The sequence below is a fragment of the bacterium genome (assembly GCA_036524115.1).
Classification (GTDB): domain Bacteria; phylum JAUVQV01; class JAUVQV01; order JAUVQV01; family DATDCY01; genus DATDCY01.
In genome coordinates this window covers 1-18,830 of record DATDCY010000125.1, presented here as the reverse complement: position 1 = coordinate 18,830, position 18,830 = coordinate 1, and the positions used below count along the sequence as shown (strand labels likewise).

Annotated in this window: 20 protein-coding genes; 9 read left to right on the top strand and 11 right to left on the bottom strand. The window is 72.5% G+C overall.

Translation table 11 applies throughout. The annotated features are described in order from the left end of the window. Positions 1-15 precede the first annotated feature (15 nt). Positions 16-894 (top strand): C1 family peptidase, encoded by an 879-nt coding sequence (locus VI078_05780; GenBank protein HEY5998798.1) that lies wholly within the window; start codon positions 16-18, stop codon positions 892-894. Further along, entirely contained in the window at positions 891-1,907 is a 1,017-nt protein-coding gene (locus VI078_05775) for an NAD-dependent epimerase (GenBank protein HEY5998797.1), read from the top strand. Before VI078_05780 ends, VI078_05775 begins: the two co-directional genes overlap by 4 nt. 20 nt (positions 1,908-1,927) lie before the next feature. Here VI078_05775 and VI078_05770 read toward each other — a convergent pair whose 3' ends face one another. Together VI078_05770 and VI078_05765 are read right to left on the bottom strand one after the other, a co-directional pair. Further along, positions 1,928-3,058 (bottom strand): glycosyltransferase, encoded by a 1,131-nt coding sequence (locus tag VI078_05770; GenBank protein ID HEY5998796.1) that lies wholly within the window; start codon positions 3,056-3,058, stop codon positions 1,928-1,930. A gap of 521 nt (positions 3,059-3,579) precedes the next feature. After that, a complete protein-coding gene (locus VI078_05765) occupies positions 3,580-4,536 on the bottom strand; it encodes a carbohydrate kinase family protein (protein HEY5998795.1) in 957 nt (318 codons plus the stop codon). Positions 4,537-4,627: 91 nt separating this feature from the next. Between VI078_05765 and VI078_05760 the strand changes: the two genes are divergently transcribed. The 7 genes from VI078_05760 to VI078_05730 all read left to right on the top strand — a co-directional run bounded on the left by VI078_05760 (position 4,628) and on the right by VI078_05730 (position 9,601). After that, positions 4,628-4,909 carry a DUF507 family protein gene (locus VI078_05760; protein HEY5998794.1) on the top strand — a complete coding sequence of 94 codons (282 nt, stop codon included), beginning with the start codon at positions 4,628-4,630 and terminating at the stop codon, positions 4,907-4,909. Positions 4,910-4,921: 12 nt separating this feature from the next. Beyond that, on the top strand, positions 4,922-5,200 hold the full coding sequence (locus VI078_05755) for a DUF507 family protein (GenBank protein ID HEY5998793.1): 279 nt from the start codon (positions 4,922-4,924) through the stop codon (positions 5,198-5,200). 45 nt (positions 5,201-5,245) lie between these two features. Continuing rightward, a complete protein-coding gene (gene lepB, locus VI078_05750; protein HEY5998792.1) occupies positions 5,246-5,971 on the top strand; it encodes a signal peptidase I in 726 nt (241 codons plus the stop codon). A 47-nt stretch (positions 5,972-6,018) separates the two neighbouring features. Continuing rightward, positions 6,019-6,909, top strand: a complete 891-nt coding sequence (gene xerD / locus VI078_05745; GenBank protein ID HEY5998791.1) for a site-specific tyrosine recombinase XerD — start codon at positions 6,019-6,021, stop codon at positions 6,907-6,909. Between the two features lie 34 nt (positions 6,910-6,943). Beyond that, a complete protein-coding gene (locus VI078_05740; protein HEY5998790.1) occupies positions 6,944-7,762 on the top strand; it encodes a helix-turn-helix domain-containing protein in 819 nt (272 codons plus the stop codon). Positions 7,763-7,856: 94 nt separating this feature from the next. Continuing rightward, the gene (locus VI078_05735) at positions 7,857-8,420 is read left to right on the top strand and encodes a hypothetical protein (GenBank protein ID HEY5998789.1); all 564 of its coding nucleotides are present in this window, start codon (positions 7,857-7,859) and stop codon (positions 8,418-8,420) included. Continuing rightward, a complete protein-coding gene (locus VI078_05730; GenBank protein ID HEY5998788.1) occupies positions 8,417-9,601 on the top strand; it encodes an AIM24 family protein in 1,185 nt (394 codons plus the stop codon). The genes VI078_05735 and VI078_05730 overlap by 4 nt, the downstream gene beginning before the upstream one ends. 153 nt (positions 9,602-9,754) lie before the next feature. Here the strand turns inward: VI078_05730 and arsS are convergent, their stop codons facing one another. The 9 genes from arsS to VI078_05685 form a co-directional block, all read right to left on the bottom strand. Next, positions 9,755-10,714: an arsenosugar biosynthesis radical SAM (seleno)protein ArsS gene (gene arsS, locus VI078_05725; protein ID HEY5998787.1), complete on the bottom strand. Its 960-nt coding sequence runs from the start codon at positions 10,712-10,714 to the stop codon at positions 9,755-9,757. After that, on the bottom strand, positions 10,715-11,047 hold the full coding sequence (locus VI078_05720) for an arsenosugar biosynthesis-associated peroxidase-like protein (GenBank protein HEY5998786.1): 333 nt from the start codon (positions 11,045-11,047) through the stop codon (positions 10,715-10,717). A 92-nt stretch (positions 11,048-11,139) separates the two neighbouring features. Beyond that, the gene (sppA, locus tag VI078_05715) at positions 11,140-12,060 is read right to left on the bottom strand and encodes a signal peptide peptidase SppA (GenBank protein ID HEY5998785.1); all 921 of its coding nucleotides are present in this window, start codon (positions 12,058-12,060) and stop codon (positions 11,140-11,142) included. 67 nt (positions 12,061-12,127) lie between these two features. Further along, positions 12,128-13,912: a 30S ribosomal protein S1 gene (locus VI078_05710; protein HEY5998784.1), complete on the bottom strand. Its 1,785-nt coding sequence runs from the start codon at positions 13,910-13,912 to the stop codon at positions 12,128-12,130. Between the two features lie 8 nt (positions 13,913-13,920). After that, a complete protein-coding gene (gene ispH / locus VI078_05705; protein ID HEY5998783.1) occupies positions 13,921-14,847 on the bottom strand; it encodes a 4-hydroxy-3-methylbut-2-enyl diphosphate reductase in 927 nt (308 codons plus the stop codon). A 64-nt stretch (positions 14,848-14,911) separates the two neighbouring features. Further along, positions 14,912-16,003 carry an ATP-grasp domain-containing protein gene (locus VI078_05700; protein HEY5998782.1) on the bottom strand — a complete coding sequence of 364 codons (1,092 nt, stop codon included), beginning with the start codon at positions 16,001-16,003 and terminating at the stop codon, positions 14,912-14,914. A 155-nt stretch (positions 16,004-16,158) separates the two neighbouring features. Beyond that, the gene (cmk, locus tag VI078_05695) at positions 16,159-16,854 is read right to left on the bottom strand and encodes a (d)CMP kinase (GenBank protein ID HEY5998781.1); all 696 of its coding nucleotides are present in this window, start codon (positions 16,852-16,854) and stop codon (positions 16,159-16,161) included. Then, a complete protein-coding gene (gene aroA / locus VI078_05690) occupies positions 16,855-18,159 on the bottom strand; it encodes a 3-phosphoshikimate 1-carboxyvinyltransferase (GenBank protein HEY5998780.1) in 1,305 nt (434 codons plus the stop codon). Further along, positions 18,156-18,830 (bottom strand): prephenate dehydrogenase/arogenate dehydrogenase family protein (locus VI078_05685; GenBank protein HEY5998779.1); only part of this gene is annotated, 675 nt, incomplete at its 5' end. The genes VI078_05685 and aroA, both read right to left, overlap by 4 nt.

The window sequence follows — 18,830 nt, the reverse complement described above, 5'->3', positions numbered from 1 at the left end:
CGGGGGAGGGGCGCGATGGCGGAGGGGCGGAGGATGGCGCGCGGGATGGGCTGGCTGCCGGAGTGGCCTGACATGCGGGACTACACCGCGGAGCACGAGCTGATCGCGCCGCTGCTGGCGAAGGTCAGGCTGCGGGCGCCGCGCAGGAAGCTGCCGGCGGCGGCCGACCTGCGCGCCTGGTGCCCGCCGGTCGAGGACCAGGGGCGGCTCGGCTCGTGCACCGCGAACGCCGGCGTGGCGCTGCTCGAGTACTTCGAGCGGCGCGCCAGCGGCAAGCACGTGGACGCCTCCCGTCTCTTCCTCTACAAGGCGACGCGCAACCTGGCGCGGCTCACGGGCGACAGCGGCGCGTACCTGCGCTCGACGATGGGCGCGCTCGTGCTCTTCGGCGCGCCGCCCGAGGAGTTCTGGCCCTACGACGAGGACGCGTTCGACAAGGAACCGCCGGCGTTCTGCTACGCCTACGCGGCCAACTACCGCACGATCAGCTACTTCGCGCTCGATCCGCCGGGGACAGCGCCGGCGGCGTTGATCGAGCGCGCAAAGACCCACCTGGCCGCCGGCATGCCGGCGATGTTCGGCTTCACCGTCTACTCCTCGATCGAGCAGGCGGGCGCGGACGGCGCGATCCCCCTGCCCGGAAGGAAGGAGAAGGTGCAGGGAGGGCACGCGGTGGTCGCGGTCGGGTATGATGATGCCAGGCGGATCAGGAACCGCGAGCCGGGCGCGCCGGAGACGGTGGGCGCATTCCTGATCCGCAACAGCTGGGGGACCGGCTGGGGCGACGCCGGTTACGGCTGGCTCCCCTACGCGTACGTCGGCGCCGGGCTGGCCGAGGACTGGTGGACGCTCATCAAGGCCGAGTGGGTGGACTCGGGGGAGTTCGGACTGTGAGCGCGAAGAAGATCCTTGTCACGGGGGCTGCCGGGTTCATCGGCTACCACCTCTCGGAGCGGTTGCTCGCGCGGGGCGACGCGGTGGTCGGCCTCGACAACCTCAACGACTATTACGACGTCGGCCTCAAGCAGGCGCGACTCGCCCGGCTGCGTGCGCATCCCGCCTTCGAGCACGCCCGGGTCTCGCTCGAGGACCGCGACGCGGTGGCGGGGGTGTTCGCCGCCGGCGCCTTCGACGCCGTCGTGAACCTCGCGGCGCAGGCGGGGGTGCGCTACTCGCTCGTGAACCCTCACGCCTACGCGGACGCGAATCTCATGGGCTTCCTCAATGTGCTCGAGGGCTGCCGTCACCACCGGGTCGGCCACCTCGTGTTCGCCTCGTCGAGCTCGGTGTACGGCGCGAACCGCGCCATGCCGTTCTCGGTGCACCAGAACGTCGACCACCCCGTATCGCTCTACGCGGCCACGAAGAAGGCCAACGAGCTGATGGCGCACGCCTACGCGAGCCTCTACGGCATCCCCTGCACCGGACTGCGCTTCTTCACCGTCTACGGTCCCTGGGGCCGCCCGGACATGGCGCTGTTCCTCTTCACGAAGGCGATCCTCGAGGGGCGGCCGATCGAGGTCTTCAACCGCGGGAGGATGCGCCGCGACTTCACCTACATCGACGACATCGTCGAGGGGGTGGTGCGGGTGGTCGACCGGACGGCCGCCCCCGACCCCGCCTGGAGCGGGATGCGCCCGGACGGCGCCACGAGCTACGCCCCCTGGCGCGTGTACAACATCGGCAACAACGAGCCCGTGGAACTGATGCGCTACATCGAAGTGCTCGAGGGCTGCCTCGGCAGGAAGGCGGAGAAGCTGCTGTTGCCGCTGCAGGCCGGGGACGTGCCGGAAACCTACGCCGACGTGGACGACCTGGTGCGCGATGTCGGCTTCAAGCCGGCGACGACCGTCGAGGCGGGGATCGCGAAGTTCGTCGCGTGGTACCGGGAGTACTACCGGGTCTAGGCCGCTCCCCGCGGGGGGGGCTACCTTCGGTCGCCGCTGATCGCCCCGCCCGCGACCTCGCGGTACAGCGCGAGGTGTGCCTCCACTGTCCTGCCGACGTCGTGCGTTGCGGCGGCTCTTCTCGCGTGCTCCCCGAGCGCCGCGCGCAGCGCAGGGTCGCCGGCGAGTTCGAGGAGGGAAGCGGCCAGCGCCTCCGGGTCGCCCGGGGGCACGAGCAGCCCGGTCTCGCGGTCGGCGACGATCTCGGGGATCCCGCCCGCGCGGCAGGCCACGACGGGGAGCCCGAGCGCCTGCGCGTCGAGCACCGAGGTCCCCATGCCCTCCTGCTTCGAGGCCAGCACGAAGATGTCGAAGGTCTTCAGGAAGCTGCCGACGTCCTCGCGGAAGCCCATGAACAGGAACCGCCGCCCGAGGCCCAGCTCCCGCGCGAGGGCGGCAAGCCGGTCGCCCAGCGGCCCGTCGCCGACGGCGACGAACGTCGCGTCTGGCGAGCGCTCGAGGAACAGCCTCGCGGCGCGCAGCAGCGTGGGGTAGTCCTTGTGATCGGCCAGCGCGGCGACCGTGCCGACGACAAGGTGGCCGTTCGGGATGCCGAGGGAGCGGCGGAAGCCCGGCGGCGGGCGCACGCCGGCGAAGCGGCGGGTGTCGACACCGCTCGGGATGACGGCCAGCTTCGCCGGAGGCACGCCGTCGGCGACGAGCTGGTCGCGGATCGCGTCCGAGATGCAGACGATGCGATCCAGGACGCCGCTGGAGTACTTGAGCCGGCTGAGGAAATGGCCGCCGACGGGGAAGTCCACCCGCCGCGAGGCGACGAGGCGCAGCCGGCGGTCGAACAGGCGCGCCCAGAGGCCGAGGGCGAGCGCGTGGCTCGCGTGGGCGTGGAGGATCGGCAGGCCCGCGCCGCGGGCGAGGGCGGCGATCCGCCGGCCGGCCCCGATGTCCAGTTCGCCGCGCATCGCCAGCTCGTGCACCGGCCAGCCCCGCGCGCGGCCGCGCTCGGCGAGCACGGAACCGCGCGGGCAGACCAGGGCCGTCGGCCAGCCGCGCGAGAGCAGGCCCTCGATGAGCCAGGCCGCCTGCTGCTGGCCGCCGCGCCACGTGCGCTCGGAGTCGATGTGCAGCACCCCGGGCTTCGCGTCGGCGTCCATGGCGGGCTATTGTAAGCGATCGTCGCCGCCGGCGGTCGCCTTCTGTCCGTGCCTTGCCCGGCTCCGTTGCCCGTGCCGGGCCCCGACCCGGCGGCGCCTGTTCCCTTCCGTCTCGCCCTCGTGCACGTGTCGCGGAGACGGGGCGGCGCCGTGCGTGCGCTGAGTTGCGCGCTCGACCGCAGCTCGTCCGGCCCTGCGCTCGAAACGCATAACTCGCCCTTCGGGCTCAAACAATGCGTTTCGCCCCTGCGGGGCCGCTCCGGTCCAGCCGCTGCGGTTCCCTCGCGCTCCACAATGCGCGCGCCCGGCGCCGCCCCGCCCCCGCTCTGTCTCAGGCCAACCCGGTGAACAGGGTCACGGCCCGGGGGCGCCTGTGACCGGTCATAATGCGCCGGCCGCTTGCTGTGGCGGCTGAGTGTGGCCGGCGCATTGACAGTCGAGCGGCTGATGAGTGCCCTCGCGGACTGAGGGGCGCAGGGCGAGACGGAAGGGAACAGGCGCCCCCGGGCCGGGGCCCGACCTCAGAACGCCGGGTAGCCGAACGAATCTGTGAAGCGCTCGTTGAAGCTGTCCTGGGTGAAGCGGTAGGTCTGCGTCCCGTAGACCTCGACGGCGTAGGCCGCCGCGGTCGCGCCCATCCGGCAGGCGTGCAGCAGCGCGCCGCGCGAGAGCGCGAGGCCCTTGACCAGGCCGCCGCGGAAGGCGTCGCCCGCGCCGGTGGGGTCGGCGACCTTCTCGGGGCGGACCGCCGGGATCAGGTGGCGCTGCACGTCCGCCTCGCGCTGGAGGAGCACCGCGCCGGCCTCGCCGCGCGTCGTGATCACGGCCGACGTCAGGTGCAGCAGGTCCTCGGCGCCGCGGCCCGTCTTGCGGCACGTCAGCTCCAGCTCGTAGTCGTTGCTGATGAAGATCAGCGAGCCGCGGATGAGCTCCAGCAGCTGCTCCCCGCCCCAGGCCGGCAGCGACTGCCCGGGGTCGAAGATGTACGGGACGCCCCGCTCGCGCCAGAGCCGTGCCAGGTGCTCCATGTCCTCGAGGTTGCCGGGGGCGACCACCGCGATGGTCTCGCGCGCGGGGAAGGCCTCCGGGTCGAGGCTCACGCGGTGGCGCATCGCGCCGGGGTTGAACGCGGTGATCTGGTTGTCGGACTGGTCGGTGGTGATGTAGGCGCCGGCGGTCAGCTCGTCCGCGACCTCCGCGACGTGGTCGAGCGAGAGGTGATGCCGGGCCATCCAGGTTCGGTAGGGATCGAAGTCGCGGCCGACCGCGGCGATGACCCGGGGGCGCTCCCCGAGCAGCGCCAGCGCGTAGGCGATGTTGCCGGCCGTGCCGCCGAAGTTCTCGCGCAGGCCGTTGATCGCGAAGCAGACATTGAGGACGTGGATCTTGTCGGGCAGGATGTGGTCGGAGAACTTCCCCGGGAAGTCCATGATGCGGTCGAAGGCCAGGGAACCCGAGACCGCGATGTGCTTGAACACGGCCGGAGTATAGCACGGCACTGCGGTTCTTGAAGAACGGCGGTCGATCGGGTATGATGCGCCGTTACGGAATCAAGGCGAGGAGCGTGGCGTGCGGCTGAGGCAGGAAGAGATCGACTACATCGCGTGGAAGATCCTCCGGGGGCTCAAGGAGGAAGGGATCATCGACATCATGGGCGAGGACGAGCCCGTCGTGGAGCGCCTGCGGCACGCGCTCGCCGAGAACCTCGCGGCCGAGGACCAGCTCAACCGCGAGGTCGACGACATCCTCCGCGGCCACCTCAAGGAGATCCAGCGGGACTCCGTGGACTACCGCCGCATGTTCCAGATGGTGAAGACCAAGCTCGCGCGCGAGCGCAACGTCGTGATCTGAAGGGGAGGGGCGATGAAGCTCTCGGACGACCGCATCAACCACCTCTCCCACGTGCTCTTCCGCGCCGTGAACGCGATGGACGAGGTCGACTTCATGGAGGAGGAGAACGAGGTCCGCCTGCGCATCAAGAAGGTCCTCGTCGAGTGCCTGCGCCAGTTCGACGGTATCGACGAGAAGATCCAGGCCACGCTCGGCTCCTACTCGCGCAAGATCGTCGAAGGCAGCCGCGAGTGGGACGTCATGTGGAGCAAGGCCTACGACGAGGAGATCCGCAAGCTCCGGGCGGTCTAGGCGCCCGGGCCCCGCGGCCCGGACCGCCGCACCGGCGTCCACGCCATGTCGGCACGCACCAAGTCGCTCGTCCGCGAGTACGTCGAAGCGATCGTCATCGCGGTCGCGCTGGCGCTCGTCATCCGCACGTTCGTCGTGCAGGCGTTCAAGATCCCCTCGGGGTCGATGATCCCGACGCTGCTCATCGGCGACCACCTGCTCGTCAACAAGCTCGTCTACCGCTTCCGGCTGCCCGAGCGCGGCGAGGTCGTGGTCTTCAAGTTCCCGCAGGACCGCAAGACCGACTTCATCAAGCGTGTCGTGGCCCTGCCCGGGGACGACGTGGAGCTCGACGACGGGAAGCTGGAGGTCAACCGCGTCGCCGTCGCCGACCCGCATGCCAGCTACGGCCCCGGCCACCCGAACGGGCGCGAGCGCTTCCTGCCGCCCTTCCACGTGCCGAAGAAGGGCGAGACGGTGCGGCTCGACGGGCCCAACGTGGAGCTCTACCGGCTGCTGATCGCCAACGAGCTGAAGGAGCGGGACCGGCCGGGGACCGTGGTCGTCGTCGACGGCAGGATCCGGGTCGACGGGCAGGTCGTCGACACCTGGCGCGTGGACGACGACTACCTCTTCATGATGGGGGACAATCGCGACAACAGCTTCGACTCCCGCTTCTGGGGGCCGGTGCGCCGCGAGGACATCGTCGGCAAGGCGATGGTCATCTACTGGTCCTTCGGGAACCGCATCTGGCAGATCCGCTGGGACCGCATCGGCGATCTGATTCATTAGCGGACCGTTGAAGACGGGCCGTCGGCGTCGGCGTTATACTGCCGGCCGTGAACGACCCTGACGTCGCGGAGTTCCTCGAGGCGCTGGCGGCGGAGCGGCGGCTGGCCGCGAACACCGTCGAGGCGTACCGGCGCGACCTCACGCGGTTCGCCGCCCACCTCGCGAACCGGGGGGGCGGGGCGCCGGCCACGGTCGACGTCGCGGCGGTGCGCGGCCATCTCGCATCGCTCGCAGCCGACGGACTCGCGGCGTCTTCCCGCGCCCGCCACCTCGCGGCGCTGCGCGCGTTCTACCGCTTCCTGCGCCTCGAGGGGCGCATCGCGCACGACCCGACGGAGCTCGTCGAGTCGCCGCGCGGGTGGAAGCGGCTGCCGCGCAAGCTCAGCGGCGACGAGGTGGAGCGGCTGCTGGCGGCGCCGGACCAGGGGACGCCGGCGGGGGTGCGGGACGCGCTGCTGCTCGCGCTGCTGTACGACTGCGGCCTGCGCGTCTCCGAGCTCGTCGGCTTGCGGGTGGACCAGGTGGACGTCGAGGCGTGGCTCATCCGCGTGCGCGGCAAGGGCGGCAGGGAGCGGCTCGTGCCGTTCGGCGAGGAGGCGCGCGAGCTGATCCTGCGCCATCTGGCGGCCGGGCGGCCCCCCGGCCGGCGGCCCCGATCCGGCCCGCACCTGTTCCCGGGGGCGCGCGGCGGGCACCTCACGCGCCAGCGCGCCTGGCAGATCGTGAAGCGGCACCTGCGGGCGGCCGGCGTCACGCGGGCCGTGTCCCCGCACACGCTGCGGCACTCGTTCGCCACCCACCTGCTGGACAACGGCGCCGACCTGCGCGCCGTGCAGCTGCTGCTCGGGCACGCCGATATCTCCACGACGCAGATCTACACGCACCTCTCCCAGGAGCGGCTGCGCGCGGTGCACGCGCGGCACCACCCGCGTGCCTGATGACGAGTCTGGCCGGACGAAGGGCGGACACGCGATGAGCGGACGGGCTGCAGGCGGGCGCGATCGGGCGGAGGTCCCCGACGCGGGGGCGGGGCCGCGCCGGGTCGGGGCGCTCCTGCGCGAGGCGCGCGAGCGCCGTGGCCTCTCGCTCGAGGAGGCGGCGAGCGCCACGCGGTTCCCCCCGCGACAGGTGCGCGCCGTCGAAGAGGGGTCCGCCGACGAACTGCCGCCGCAGCCCTACGCGCGAGGCCTGCTGGCGGCCTACGCCGCGCTGGTCGGGCTGGACGCGGGGGAGATCGTGCGGGAGTGGGGTCTGTCCGGGGATGGCGGCCCCGAGGGCAGCATCTTCCGGGTGCCCCTGCGCGCCGTGTCGAGCTGGCGCGACTGGACGGTGCCGATCGCCTGCGCCTGCGCCGCGGCTGCCTACCTGGTTCTCGGCGTGGTGCAGCGCCCGGCGCCGGTGGAGGTCCCCGACCGGCCGGCGGCGCCCCCCGCGGCCGAGCGTCCGCTGCCGCAGCCGGAGCAGGAGGAGGCAGCGCCGGCGCCGGACGCGACGGCGCCGGACGCCGCCGGCCTGACGGTGGTCCTGCACTCGGAGGGCTCGAGCCGGGTCGATGTTGCCGCTGACGCCGAGGAGGTGCGGCGCCAGGACCTCGGCCCGGGACAGGAACTCACCCTGCGGGCGCGGCGGCGCCTGGGGCTCTCGCTCGGCGACGCCGGGGCCGTGCGCATCACGGTGAACGGACGGGAACTGGGCTTCATCGGCGACAAGGGAGAGGCGCGCGCCGGGGTCGTCTTCGAGGCCCCGGCCCCCGGGACCTCGCCCCGGGCCGGCAGCGTGCCGGGGCGCTAGCGGGCCCTTCGCCCGCTTGACGCGGCCGGGGCGGCGACATAGCATTTCCGGCGGAGCTTTGGCCACCCACCTACGTCTCGAGAGGGGGTCCAGCATGTGGGCATCCTGCGGTCTGCACGGTCGTGAACGCATCCTGGCGCTCGCCGCCGCCGTCCTCCTGGCCGGCTGCGCCGCGCCGGGGAGACCCGGCGCCGGGACGCCGGCACCTGCCGCATCCGGCGGTGCCGCGCCGTCCATCGAGATCCAGCTGCAGCCGACGGAGCCTCCCGCGGACATCGGCGCGGTCGAGCGCTACGCGTGGATGTCGGTCGTGCAGCTTGGCGAGGCCTACGAGTCCGGCGACGTCGACGGCTTCCTCAGCCGGGTCTCGCGCGGGTTCTACCGGGGCTATCCGGCTCTCGAAGGCGCCCTGCGCCAGCTCGTCGCCGAGACCACCAGCCGCCGGGTCGTCGTCGCCGTGCGTGGCGTCGAGACCGAGGACGACCGGATCAGCGTCCGGGCGCAGTGGGAGCGCGTCGAGGTGGGCCGCGACGGCGTCTCGCGGGCGCGCGCCGGCGAGACGGTGTTCCTGTTCCTCCGGAGCGACACGAGCCTGCGGCTGCTGGATTTCCGCGGGGACGTGCCATTCGGCATCGAAGGGATCCCGGGATTGCCATGACCGACGCCGCGGCGGCGCTGCAGCGGGCGCGCGAGCTCTTCCAGCAGGGGGACGCCCGCCAGGCGGAGGAGATCGTCGACCGCCTGGTTGCCGAGAACCCGCGCTCGACGACCGCCCTGAACTTCCGCGCCTACCTCATCTACCGCCGCGGCGACATGGACGGGGCCCTCGCCGCGTATCGCCGGCTGACCGAGCTGGAGCCGCGCGTCGCCGGCCACCTCGCGAACCTCGGCCTCATCTGCTTCAAGGGGCAGCGCTACCTGGAGGCGCAGGCGGCCTTCGAGCGCCAGCTCGAGCTCGATCCGGACGACGTCAAGGCGCTGCGCAACCTGGGCTTCTGCCTCGAGCGACAGCAGTCGCTGGAGAAGGCGCTCGATTGCTTCACGCGCGCCGGCGACGAGGAGAACGCCGAGAAGGTGCGTTGCCGGCTGGTGCCCCGGGGCGAAGCCGTGGCGCGGGGCGAGGACGCGGGGACGGTCGCGACCGGGCGCGCCGGCGGTGCGCGCCGCCCGCGGGCTGACGGGTCGGGGGCCCCGGAGGCCGCCCTCGAGCCGGAGGTCGGCGATTGGCTCTCGGGCCTGAGCCTGCCGCAGCCGGGGGAGGGGCCGGAGCTGGTGCGGGCGGGCGCCGGGGCCCTGCTCGCCCAGGTGCGCGAGAAGGTCTTCGTGAACACGTTCTTCTGTGCGGGCCACCGGGGCGTGGTGGTCTTTGCCCCGGCGTTCCGCGAGGCCGGGAAGGCCGCCTCGAAGTTCGGCGAGCGCCACGGGGTGCTCGCGCGGGCCGAGGGCAACGGCGAGCTGGTCCTCGCCGGCGGGGGACGCGGCCTGCACGCGCTGCACCTGGCCGGCGGCCGGCTCTTCGTGAACCACGCGGCGCTCGTCGCCTGCGGCACGGAGATCACGGTCTCCTTCGAGTTCGCCGGCTTCCTCAAGGGGAGGTTCCTTGCGGTGGAGCTCTCCGGCGCCGGGTCGGTGGTCCTCGCGGTTCGGGGCACGCCCGTCGTGCTGCCGATGCTGCCCGACCAGCCGACGCTGGTGCGCCCGGACGCGGTCGTCGCCTGGACCGAGCAGCTCGCGTACGACACGGAGGTCGTGCCGGAGCTCAAGCGCCTCACCGGCAAGGACGAGGCGCTGCGCTACCGCTTCGAGGGGCGCGGGCACCTGGTGCTCCAGGACGGCTAGCCGCGCCGCCTGGCTCCGCGCTCGTCGCACACGCCTGGCCGCAGGCCGCTCAGAACGGTCCGGATGCAAGGCGCCGGACGATCCGGCGACTGAGACGGCCTGGTGGCCGTCGCAGGGAGGCGGGAGGACGGCAACGCCGCAGATGGGCCGTTATCAGCGGCCTGCAGCGGCCTGCCCCTGGCAGGAGCTGCCGGGGCCGGCGGTGCAGCCAAAGCAGTGGTCCCCGACGGTGATCCGCCGCCGCCGCAGCCGCTCGTGGTCGAAGGCGAGGATCGAGGCCGGCGCGCCGTGGTCGATCGGCAGCCGCAGCACCTGGTTGAAGTCGCAGTCGTAGAGCGTACCGTCCCACCCCACCGAGACCATCGAGCGGCACATCACGCTCTGCAGCGTCGCGGGGTTGAACGACGCCTCGAGGGTCCCCAGGTACTCGTCGCGGTTCTCCGTGCGGCGGAGGAAATCGAGGAAGCGCCCGATGGGCATGTTGGTGATGCACCGCAGGCGGTTGAAGAGCACCCCCTGCCGCGCACCGAGCGACTCGCGGTACTGGCGCTCCAGCGCGGCCTGGCACCCGGGAAGGTAGGCGCCGATCGGGTTGTGGACCACGTCGAGGACGAGGCCGGACCCGGGCGCCCCGTAGCCGCGCTCGTTGAGCTGACGCATGACAGTGACGACCTTGCGGAACACGCCCGCCCCCCGCTGGCGGTCAGTGTGCTCCTCGTCCCACGACGGCAGCGACGTGACCAGCTCGACACGCAGGTCCGCGTACAGGTCGGGCAGGTCGCGGCAGCCTTCCTCGAGGAGGACCGCGAAGTTGGAGCGGACCGTCACCCGCCGTCCGGGCGCCGCGCACTCGCGCAGGAACCAGCGGATGTCCGGGTGCAGCTCCGGCGCGCCGCCGGTGACGTCGACGGCCGGTATGGCGGAAGCCCGCAGAACCGCGAGGCAGCGCTCGAGGATCGCCCGCGGCATCACCCGCGTCCCTGCGGGGCCGGCGCCGACGTGGCAGTGCCGGCAGGAGAGGTTGCAGCGGTCCCCGACGTTGACCTGGAGGACTTCGATCCCGGCGGCCGTGAGCGGGCCGCCGATCCTCTGCTCGAAGGCGCCTGCGGGCACCTACATCTCCTTCTTCTTCACGATCTTGCGCATCTGGGTCGCGTGGGCCAGCGTGATCCCCGCCATCATCGCCGCGCCGACGTGGACGGCCTCCATCATCTCCTCCCGCGGCACCCCGAGCGAGAGGCAGGCGTTGGTCCAGGCGTCGATGCAATAGGGGCAGTTCTGCGTGGTGGCCACCGCCAGGGCGATCAGGCCCTTCTCGCGCGCCGTGAGCCGACCCTCGCCCGTGGCCTTCGCGTAGTAGTCGAAGAACGCGCTGCCCTGCTCGGGCGCGAATTCGCCGATGTTCGCGAAGTCGGCGAGGTCCTTCTTGTCATAGTAGTCACCCATGCTGCCCTCCTAGCGCGACGCGGTCATCCGTGAGAGGACGATAGCACAGGTGGCGTGCGCCGGCGGGCGCCGCGGGCCAGAGAGAGGCCGGTCTACTGCCAGAGGTACAGCGGACGGCCCTCGAGGTAGGACTCTGACTGCAGCGGCGCGGGGAAGAGCGCCGCGAACCTTGCGTCGAGCATCTCCCAGAGACGCCGGCGCGGCTTCTCGCGGAGCACTTCGGGCTTGCCCGCGATGCCGGCCAGCCGCGAGGCGGCGGCAATGGCCGTGTCGAGGTCTCCGAGCTCGTCGACGAGGCCCAGCTCCTTGGCCTGGCGGCCGGAGTAGACGCGGCCGTCGGCCAGCTCGCCGACGCGGTCCGGCCGCATCCTGCGCCCGGCGGCGACCGCCGCGACGAACTGGCCCTGCACGTCGTCGACGAGCGCCTGCAGCAGCCGCCGGTCGCGCTCGGTCATCTCGCGCGCGCCGTTGCCGACGTCCTTGAACTCGCCGCTCTTGATGGTGTTCGTCGAGAGGCCGAGCTTGCCGAAGAGGCCCTGGTAGTTCGGGAACTGCATGATGACGCCGATGGAGCCGGTGAGCGTCCCCGGGCTGGCGACGATGTGGTCGGTCCCGCAGGCGACGTAAAAGCCGCCGGAGGCCGCCATGTCACCCATGGACGTGACCAGCTTCTTGCCGGCGCCCCGCAGCCGCCCGAGCGCCGCCGTGATCTCCTGCGCCGCGACGACCGTGCCGCCAGGCGAATCGATGCGCAGCACGACCGCCTTCACGGTCGCGTCGTCGCGGTGCTTCTCCAGTTGCTCGACCACGCGGCGGGCGCTCGTGGCGCGACTGCCCGCGTCCTGGGAGCCGGTCATGATGCCCGTCAGCTCCACGACGGCCACCCGCTCGGCGCCGAACGGTGCCTGCGGGAGCACGCGCCGCTCGCCCCGCCCGCCGGCGAGCAGGAGCAGCAGCGCCGCGGCCGCCGAGAGGCCGGCGAGGGCGATGAAGGGGTACTTCAGTCTGGCCATGGTCTCAAAAAGTGCGGCCGGGGGCCCCGCGCGGGGTGCCCCCGGCCGACGTCCGTTCTGCTCGTGCCTACTCCTCTTCGCGGCTGCGGCGCTTCTCTTCCATCAGGTCGCCGATGCTCACGGCGCCGCTGCCCTGGCGGCCGACATACTGGTCGTAGTCGGCCCGCTCCTGGTCGTGCTCGAGCGCCTTGAGGCTCAGCGAGGCCTTGCGCTCGCCCTGGTCGATGCGGATGACCTTCGCCTTGAGCTCCTGGCCGATCGCGAAGTTCTCCGGCCGCGCGTTGCGGTCCGAGCCCAGCTCCGAGGCGTGGATCAGCCCCTCGATGCCGCCGGCGATCGAGACGAAGACGCCGAAGTCCGTGATCTTGACCACGGTGCCGGTGACGGTCTTGCCGATGCCGTGTTTGGTCGTGAACTCCTGCCAGGGGTCGCCCTGCACCTGCTTGATGCCGAGGCTCAGGCGCTCGCGCGCCTTGTCGATGTTCAGGACCACCGCCTCGACCGTGTCGCCCTTCTTGAGGACCTCCGAGGGGTGCTTGATCTTCTTGGTCCAGGAGATGTCGGAGACGTGCACGAGGCCGTCGATCCCCTCGTCGAGGCCGACGAAGGCGCCGAACTCGGTGAGGTTGCGCACCTTGCCGGTGATCACCGAGCCGACCGGGTACTTCTGCTCGATGACGTCCCAGGGGTTGGCCTCGATCTGCTTGATGCCGAGGCTGATGCGCTTGACGTTCTCGTCGACATTCAGCACCTGGCACTCGATCTGGTCGCCCACCGAGAGGATCTTCGAGGGGTGCTTGACCTTCTTGGTCCAGGACATCTCGGAGACGTGCACGAGCCCCTCGACGCCCTCCTCGAGCTCGACGAAGGCGCCGTAGTCGGTGAGGCTGACGACCTTGCCCTTGACGCGCGAGCCGACCGGGTACTTCTGGCCGAGGTTGGTCCAGGGGTCCTGGGTCTTCTGCTTGAGGCCGAGGCTCACGCGCTCGGTCTCGCGGTCGAACTTGAGGACGACGACCTCGACCTCCTCGCCGACCATCAGCACCTCGGAGGGGTGGCTGATGCGGCCCCAGGACATGTCGGTGATGTGCAGCAGGCCGTCGACGCCGCCAAGGTCGATGAAGGCGCCGTACTCCGTGATGTTCTTGACGACGCCCTTGATGCGCATGCCGACGACGAGGTTCTTGAGCGTCTCGCGGCGCTTCTCCTCGCGGCCCTTCTCCAGCACGGCGCGGCGCGAGAGCACCACGTTGCCGCGCTGGCGGTTGAGCTTGAGGATCTTCATCACGATCTTCTGGCCCACGAACTGGCCGAGGTCGCGCACGGGGCGCAGGTCGACCTGGGAGCCGGGGAGGAAGCCGCGCACGCCGATGTCGACGGCGAGCCCGCCCTTGATCTTGTCGGTGACGACGCCCTCGATCTCGCGGTCCTCCTCGAAGGAGCGGGTGATCTCCTCCCAGACCTTGGCCTTGTCGGCCTTCTCCTTGGAGAGGATCAGGTGTCCCTCGGCGTTCTCGGCCTCCTCGAGGAAGACCTCGACCTCGTCACCGACCGCCGGGACGTTGTCGCGCCGGAACTCGTTGATCGGGATCGAGCCCTCGGACTTGAAGCCCACGTCGACGAGGACCTCCTGGTCCGTGATCTTGATGACCCGGCCGCGGACGATCTCGCCCTCCTCGAGGTTGACGAGGGTCTCGTCGTAGAGGCGGCCCATCTCGGCGCGCTCGCCGGCGTCCGCCTCGTCGTGCTGATGGATCTGGAACGCGCGCCCCTGCTGCTGGCGCGGCTTCTTCACCTCCCTCCGGGACTCCTCCTGCGGCTCCTGCGTGGCGTTGTTGGTTGCGTCGGACATGCTCGGTACTACCTCCTGTTGGGTGAAATGCCTCCCCCACTGGGGAGGTGCGTCCCGGTGCCCGGGACCCCCGCGGGGAGGGTCTCGAGGCGCCGGAGGACATCCGTGATGATCCACTCGGGGGTCGAGGCGCCGGCCGTGAGGCCGACGCGCATCGCGTCCCCGATCAGTTCCGGCGAGAGTTCGTCCGCGGTCTCGACCCAGACCGTCCGGGTGCCCGTCTCCCGGCAGATCTCGGCGAGCCGGCGGGTGTTCGCGCTGTTGCGCCCGCCGATGACGACCATGACATCCGCGCGCGCCGCCAGTTCGCGCGCCTCGGTCTGGCGCGTCGCGGTGGAGTCGCAGATCGTGTTGAAGATGCGCAGCTCGACGGCGTGCGGCAGGATGCGGCCGGCCACCGCCTGGAGGTTCTCGTGGGTCTGCGTCGTCTGCGCGGTGAGCCCGACGCGCCCGGAGATCTTCACGCCCTCGAGGTCGGCCGGGCCCGCGACCACGAGGCCGGCGAACGCGGGGTCCTCGGTGAGGCTCGTGATCTCCGAGTGCGCGGCGTCCCCGACGATGACGACGCGGTAGCCCTCGTGGTGCAGCCGCCGGGCCTGCCGGTGCAGCTTCTTGACGAAGGGGCAGGTGGCGTCGACGACCGCGAGCCCGCGCGCCGCCAGCTCGGCGTGGACCCGGGGCGGGGCGCCGTGCGAGCGGATGACCACGACGCCGTGGTCCACTTCCCCGACGTCCGCGGCGCGGCGCAGTCCGCGCTCCTCGAGCGAGCGCACCACCTGGGGGTTGTGGATGACGGGGCCGAGCGAGGTCACGGGGCCGCCGTCCGCGGCGAGCGCCTCCTCGACGAGGCGGATCGCGCGACGGACGCCGAAGCAGAATCCCGCGTGGCGGGCGACTTCGACCTGGCGGCCCTCGCGGACCTGTACCTGTGCCATAAGGAACCTAATTATACGGGGATTCGTCGAAAGATCAACGAATTTCGCGCCGCCGGCGAGGCGCTCAGGGCCTGCGGCCGGCGGACGCTGGCGCCCCGCGCCCCTCGTCGTTCTCCTCGGGCGGGAGCCTGCGCAGCGTCACGGCGCGGTTCTCGCGCTGGAAGCGGCGGTAGGCCTCGACCGCGATCGTGTGGATGAACTTCGGGAACGGCCAGCCCATCTTCTCGGCCATGGTCGCCATCACCGAGTACTCGCCGATGAGCGGGTTGGCGTTGACCTCGAGCACGAAGAGGCGGCCATCGGCGCGCAGGCGGTAGTCGACGCGGGCGTACCCGCGCAGCCGCAGCAGCTCGAAGACCTGGAGCCCGACGCGCCTGATCTCCTCCTCGGCGGCCGCCGGCAGATCGAGCGCCGGGCACTGGTCGGGGACGATCCCCGCGTACTCCTCGGAGTCCGAGTCCCACTTGCCGACGTAGGTGAAGATCCGCGGCACGCCCGGGGGGAAGTTGAAGATCACCTCGTTGACCGGCGTCACGAGCCGGCGCGAGCCCTGCTCGATGACCCCGACCGAGAGCTCGCGGCCGTCGACGTACTCCTCGACGATCGCCGGCTGGCGGTACTTGCGCAGGATCTGGCGGACCTTGCGCCGCAGCGCCGCCTCGTCGGCCACGACCGAGTCGCGGAAGACGCCGATGCTGGCGTCCTCGTGCAGCGGCTTGACGATGAGGGGGAAGGGGAGGCCCTCGCGCAGCGGGTCATCGGCGCCGGAGAAGATCTGGAAGGCCGGCGTCGCGACGCCGTGATAGCCGAGGATCTCCTTCGTGCGCGCCTTGTCGAGCGTCGTGGCGATCGAGAGGAAGTCGCCGCCGGTGTAGGGCAGGCCGTAGACGTCGAGGATCGCCGGCAGGTGCGGCTCCAGCGAGGAGTCGTTGTTGAGGCCCTCCTCGACGAGGTTGAAGGCCAGGTCGCAGTCGAGGTTCGCGAGGTCCTGGAGGTGGTCCTCGCGCACGCGGAAGGCGAAGGCGTCGTGCCCCTTCTCGCGCAGCGCCGCGACGATGGACTCCTGGTAGCTCTCGTCCTCGCGGCCGCTGGTGTCGGCCGGGAAGTTCTTGGAGAAGCGCGGGTCGAGCGCCCGGTACAGCACTGCGATTCTCACGAAGTCAACTCCTTGTCGTGCCCAGGGTGGGCTGCGGGGTCCTGTCGCTGCGCACCTCGCCCGTGCTCCCTCCGGTCCGCGCGGGCAAGGCCTCCGCTCCGCGCCACCCCTCCGCCAGCGCGTGCCCACCTCGTGCACGTGCCGTTGCCGGACCGTTATCTCTCAGTGCGCCGGGATTCTACCACCTCGAGCATCCGTTCCAGCACCTGTTCCGGCGTCAGGGAGGTGGTGTCGATCGCGACGGCGTCTTCGGCCGCGCGCAGCGGCGCGTGGTCCCGCCCGGCGTCGCGGGCGTCGCGCTCTTCCAGCTCGGCGCGCACGCGCGCCTCGTCCGAGGGCAGCCCGCGGGCGAGCAGCTCCTCGTGGCGCCGGCGGGCGCGGGCGCCCGCCGAGGCGGAGACGAAGAACTTCGCGTCCGCCCCCGGGAAGATCACCGTGCCGATGTCGCGCCCGTCCATGACGACGCCGCCCGCCGCCCCGAGGCGCCGCTGCAGCCCGAGCAGCGCCGCGCGCACCTCGGGCAGCGCGGAGAGCCGCGAGGACAGCTGGCTCATGCGCTCGGTGCGGATCTCGGCCGAGACGTCGCGGCCGTCGACGAGCACGCGCAGCCGCGCCGGATCGCCCTCGAGGCGGATGTCGGCGGCAAGCGCCCCGCGGGCGATGGCCTCGCCGGGGGCGTCGGCGAGCCCGTCGCGCTCGGCCAGCCAGGCCACCGCGCGGTAGAGGGCGCCGGTGTCGATGTAGAGATAGCCGAGGCGGGCGGCCAGCGCCTTGCCGGCGGTGGACTTGCCGGCCGCCGCCGGCCCGTCGATCGCGACGATGAGCCGCCGCGCGCCGCCCGCTCCCGTCACCTAGCCCTCGGTGACCCGCGCGCCGAGGCCGCGCATGAGGTCCCAGAAGCCGGGGAAGCTCGTCGCCACGCAGGCGGTGTCGGCGATCCGCGTCTCGCCGCGGATGGCCCCGCCGGCGACCGCGAGCGACATCGCCACGCGGTGGTCTCCGTGGCTGGCGCAGGCGGCGCCGCGCAGCGGGTGCCCGCCCTCGATCTCGAGCCCGTCGGGCAGCTCGCGCACCCGCGCCCCGAGACGCGCGAGCTCGAGGCACATCGTGCGGATGCGATCCGACTCCTTGACGCGCAGCTCCGCGGCGCCGGTGACGCGCGTCGTGCCGCGCGCGAACAGCGCCGTCGCGGCGAGGATGGGGAACTCGTCGATCGTCTGCGGCACCAGCTCGGGCGGGACGTCGATCCCGCGCAGCTCGCTTGACGCCGCGGTGACGTCGGCGACCGGCTCGCCGCAGACCTCACGCCGGCGGGTGAGCCGGAGGCGGGCGCCCATTGCGCGCAGGACCTCGAAGAAGCCCGTGCGCGTCGGGTTGACGCAGACGTCGCGCACCGTGATCTGCGCGTCCGGGGAGATCGCCGCCGCGGCGAGCAGGAAGGCGGCCGACGAGGGGTCGCCAGGCACGGTCAGGTCGCGGGCGCGCCAGGGCGTCCCGCCGGCGAGGGAGACCGCCGTCCCGGCCACCCGCACGTCGACGCCGAGGAACCGCAGCATCCGTTCGGTGTGGTCGCGCGAGCGCTCCGGTTCCGTCACCGACGTCTCCCCGTCGGCCAGCAGGCCGGCGAGCAGCAGCGCGGACTTGACCTGCGCCGAGGCGACGGGGGAGGCGTAGCCGGCGCCGCGCAGGCGCGCACCCTCGATCGCGAGCGGCGCCAGCGTGCCGCCGGCGCGCCCGGCGATGCGCGCGCCCATCAGCCGCAGGGGCTCGGCGACGCGCCGCATCGGCCGCCGGCGCAGGTAGCGATCGCCCGTGAGGACGGAGAAGAACGGGTGCGCCGCGAGCATCCCCGCCATGAGCCTGATGCCCGTGCCGGAGTTGCCGAAGTCGAGGACGCCCCCCGGCTCGCGCCAGCCGCCGAGCCCGGCGCCGGAGACGGCGAGCGGCTCCTCGCCCCAGCGCCCCAGCGCCACGCCGAGGGCCCGCAGCGCCCGCGCGGTGTTGCGCACGTCGCCGCCTGGCGAGAGCCCGCGGATCACGCACGCGCCCTCGGCCTGGGAGGCGAGGATGAGCGCGCGGTGCGAGATGGACTTGTCGCCGGGGACGCGCACCTCGCCGCGGAGGGCCGCGACGGCGCGGACGCGGGCGCGTCTCACCGCCCGTCCCCCCGCGCGGCCGGCCCGCCCCCCGGCGGCGGCGCCAGCGAGCGGCGGACGACCCGCGCCGCCGCGAACGCGGCCTCGAGCCCCGCGCCGTCGCCGGCGGCGATCATCGCGCGCAGGCGCTGCGCCTCGGCGAGGAACAGGTCGACCGCCGCGAGGACCTCGTTGCGATTGTCGAGGCAGATGTCGCGCCACATCGCCGGGTGCGACGCGGCGATGCGCGTGAAGTCGCGGAAGCCGCCGCCCGTGTAGGAGAGCAGACCGGGCGCCCCGCGCTCCGCCGCGGCCGCGGCGTTGACCAGCGCGTAGGCGACGACGTGCGGCAGGTGGCTGATCACCGCGAGGATGCGGTCGTGCGTCCCCGCGTCCATCTCCTCGACGCGCATGCCGACCGACTCCCAGAGCGAGCGCACCGTCGCCACCGCCGCCGGTGTCGAGCTCGCGCCCGGCGTGAGCAGGCAGCGCGCGCCGCGGTACAGCCCGGCGAACGAGGCCGTGAAGCCCGACTCCTCGGTGCCCGCGATGGGGTGGCCGCCGACGAAGGGCACGCCCGCGGGGAGGACCGCCTCGACCGCCGCGACCAGCGCCGCCTTCGTGCTGCCGACGTCGGTGACGACGGTGCCGGGGCGCAGGTGCGGCGCGAGCGCGCGGGCGGCCGCGGGCAC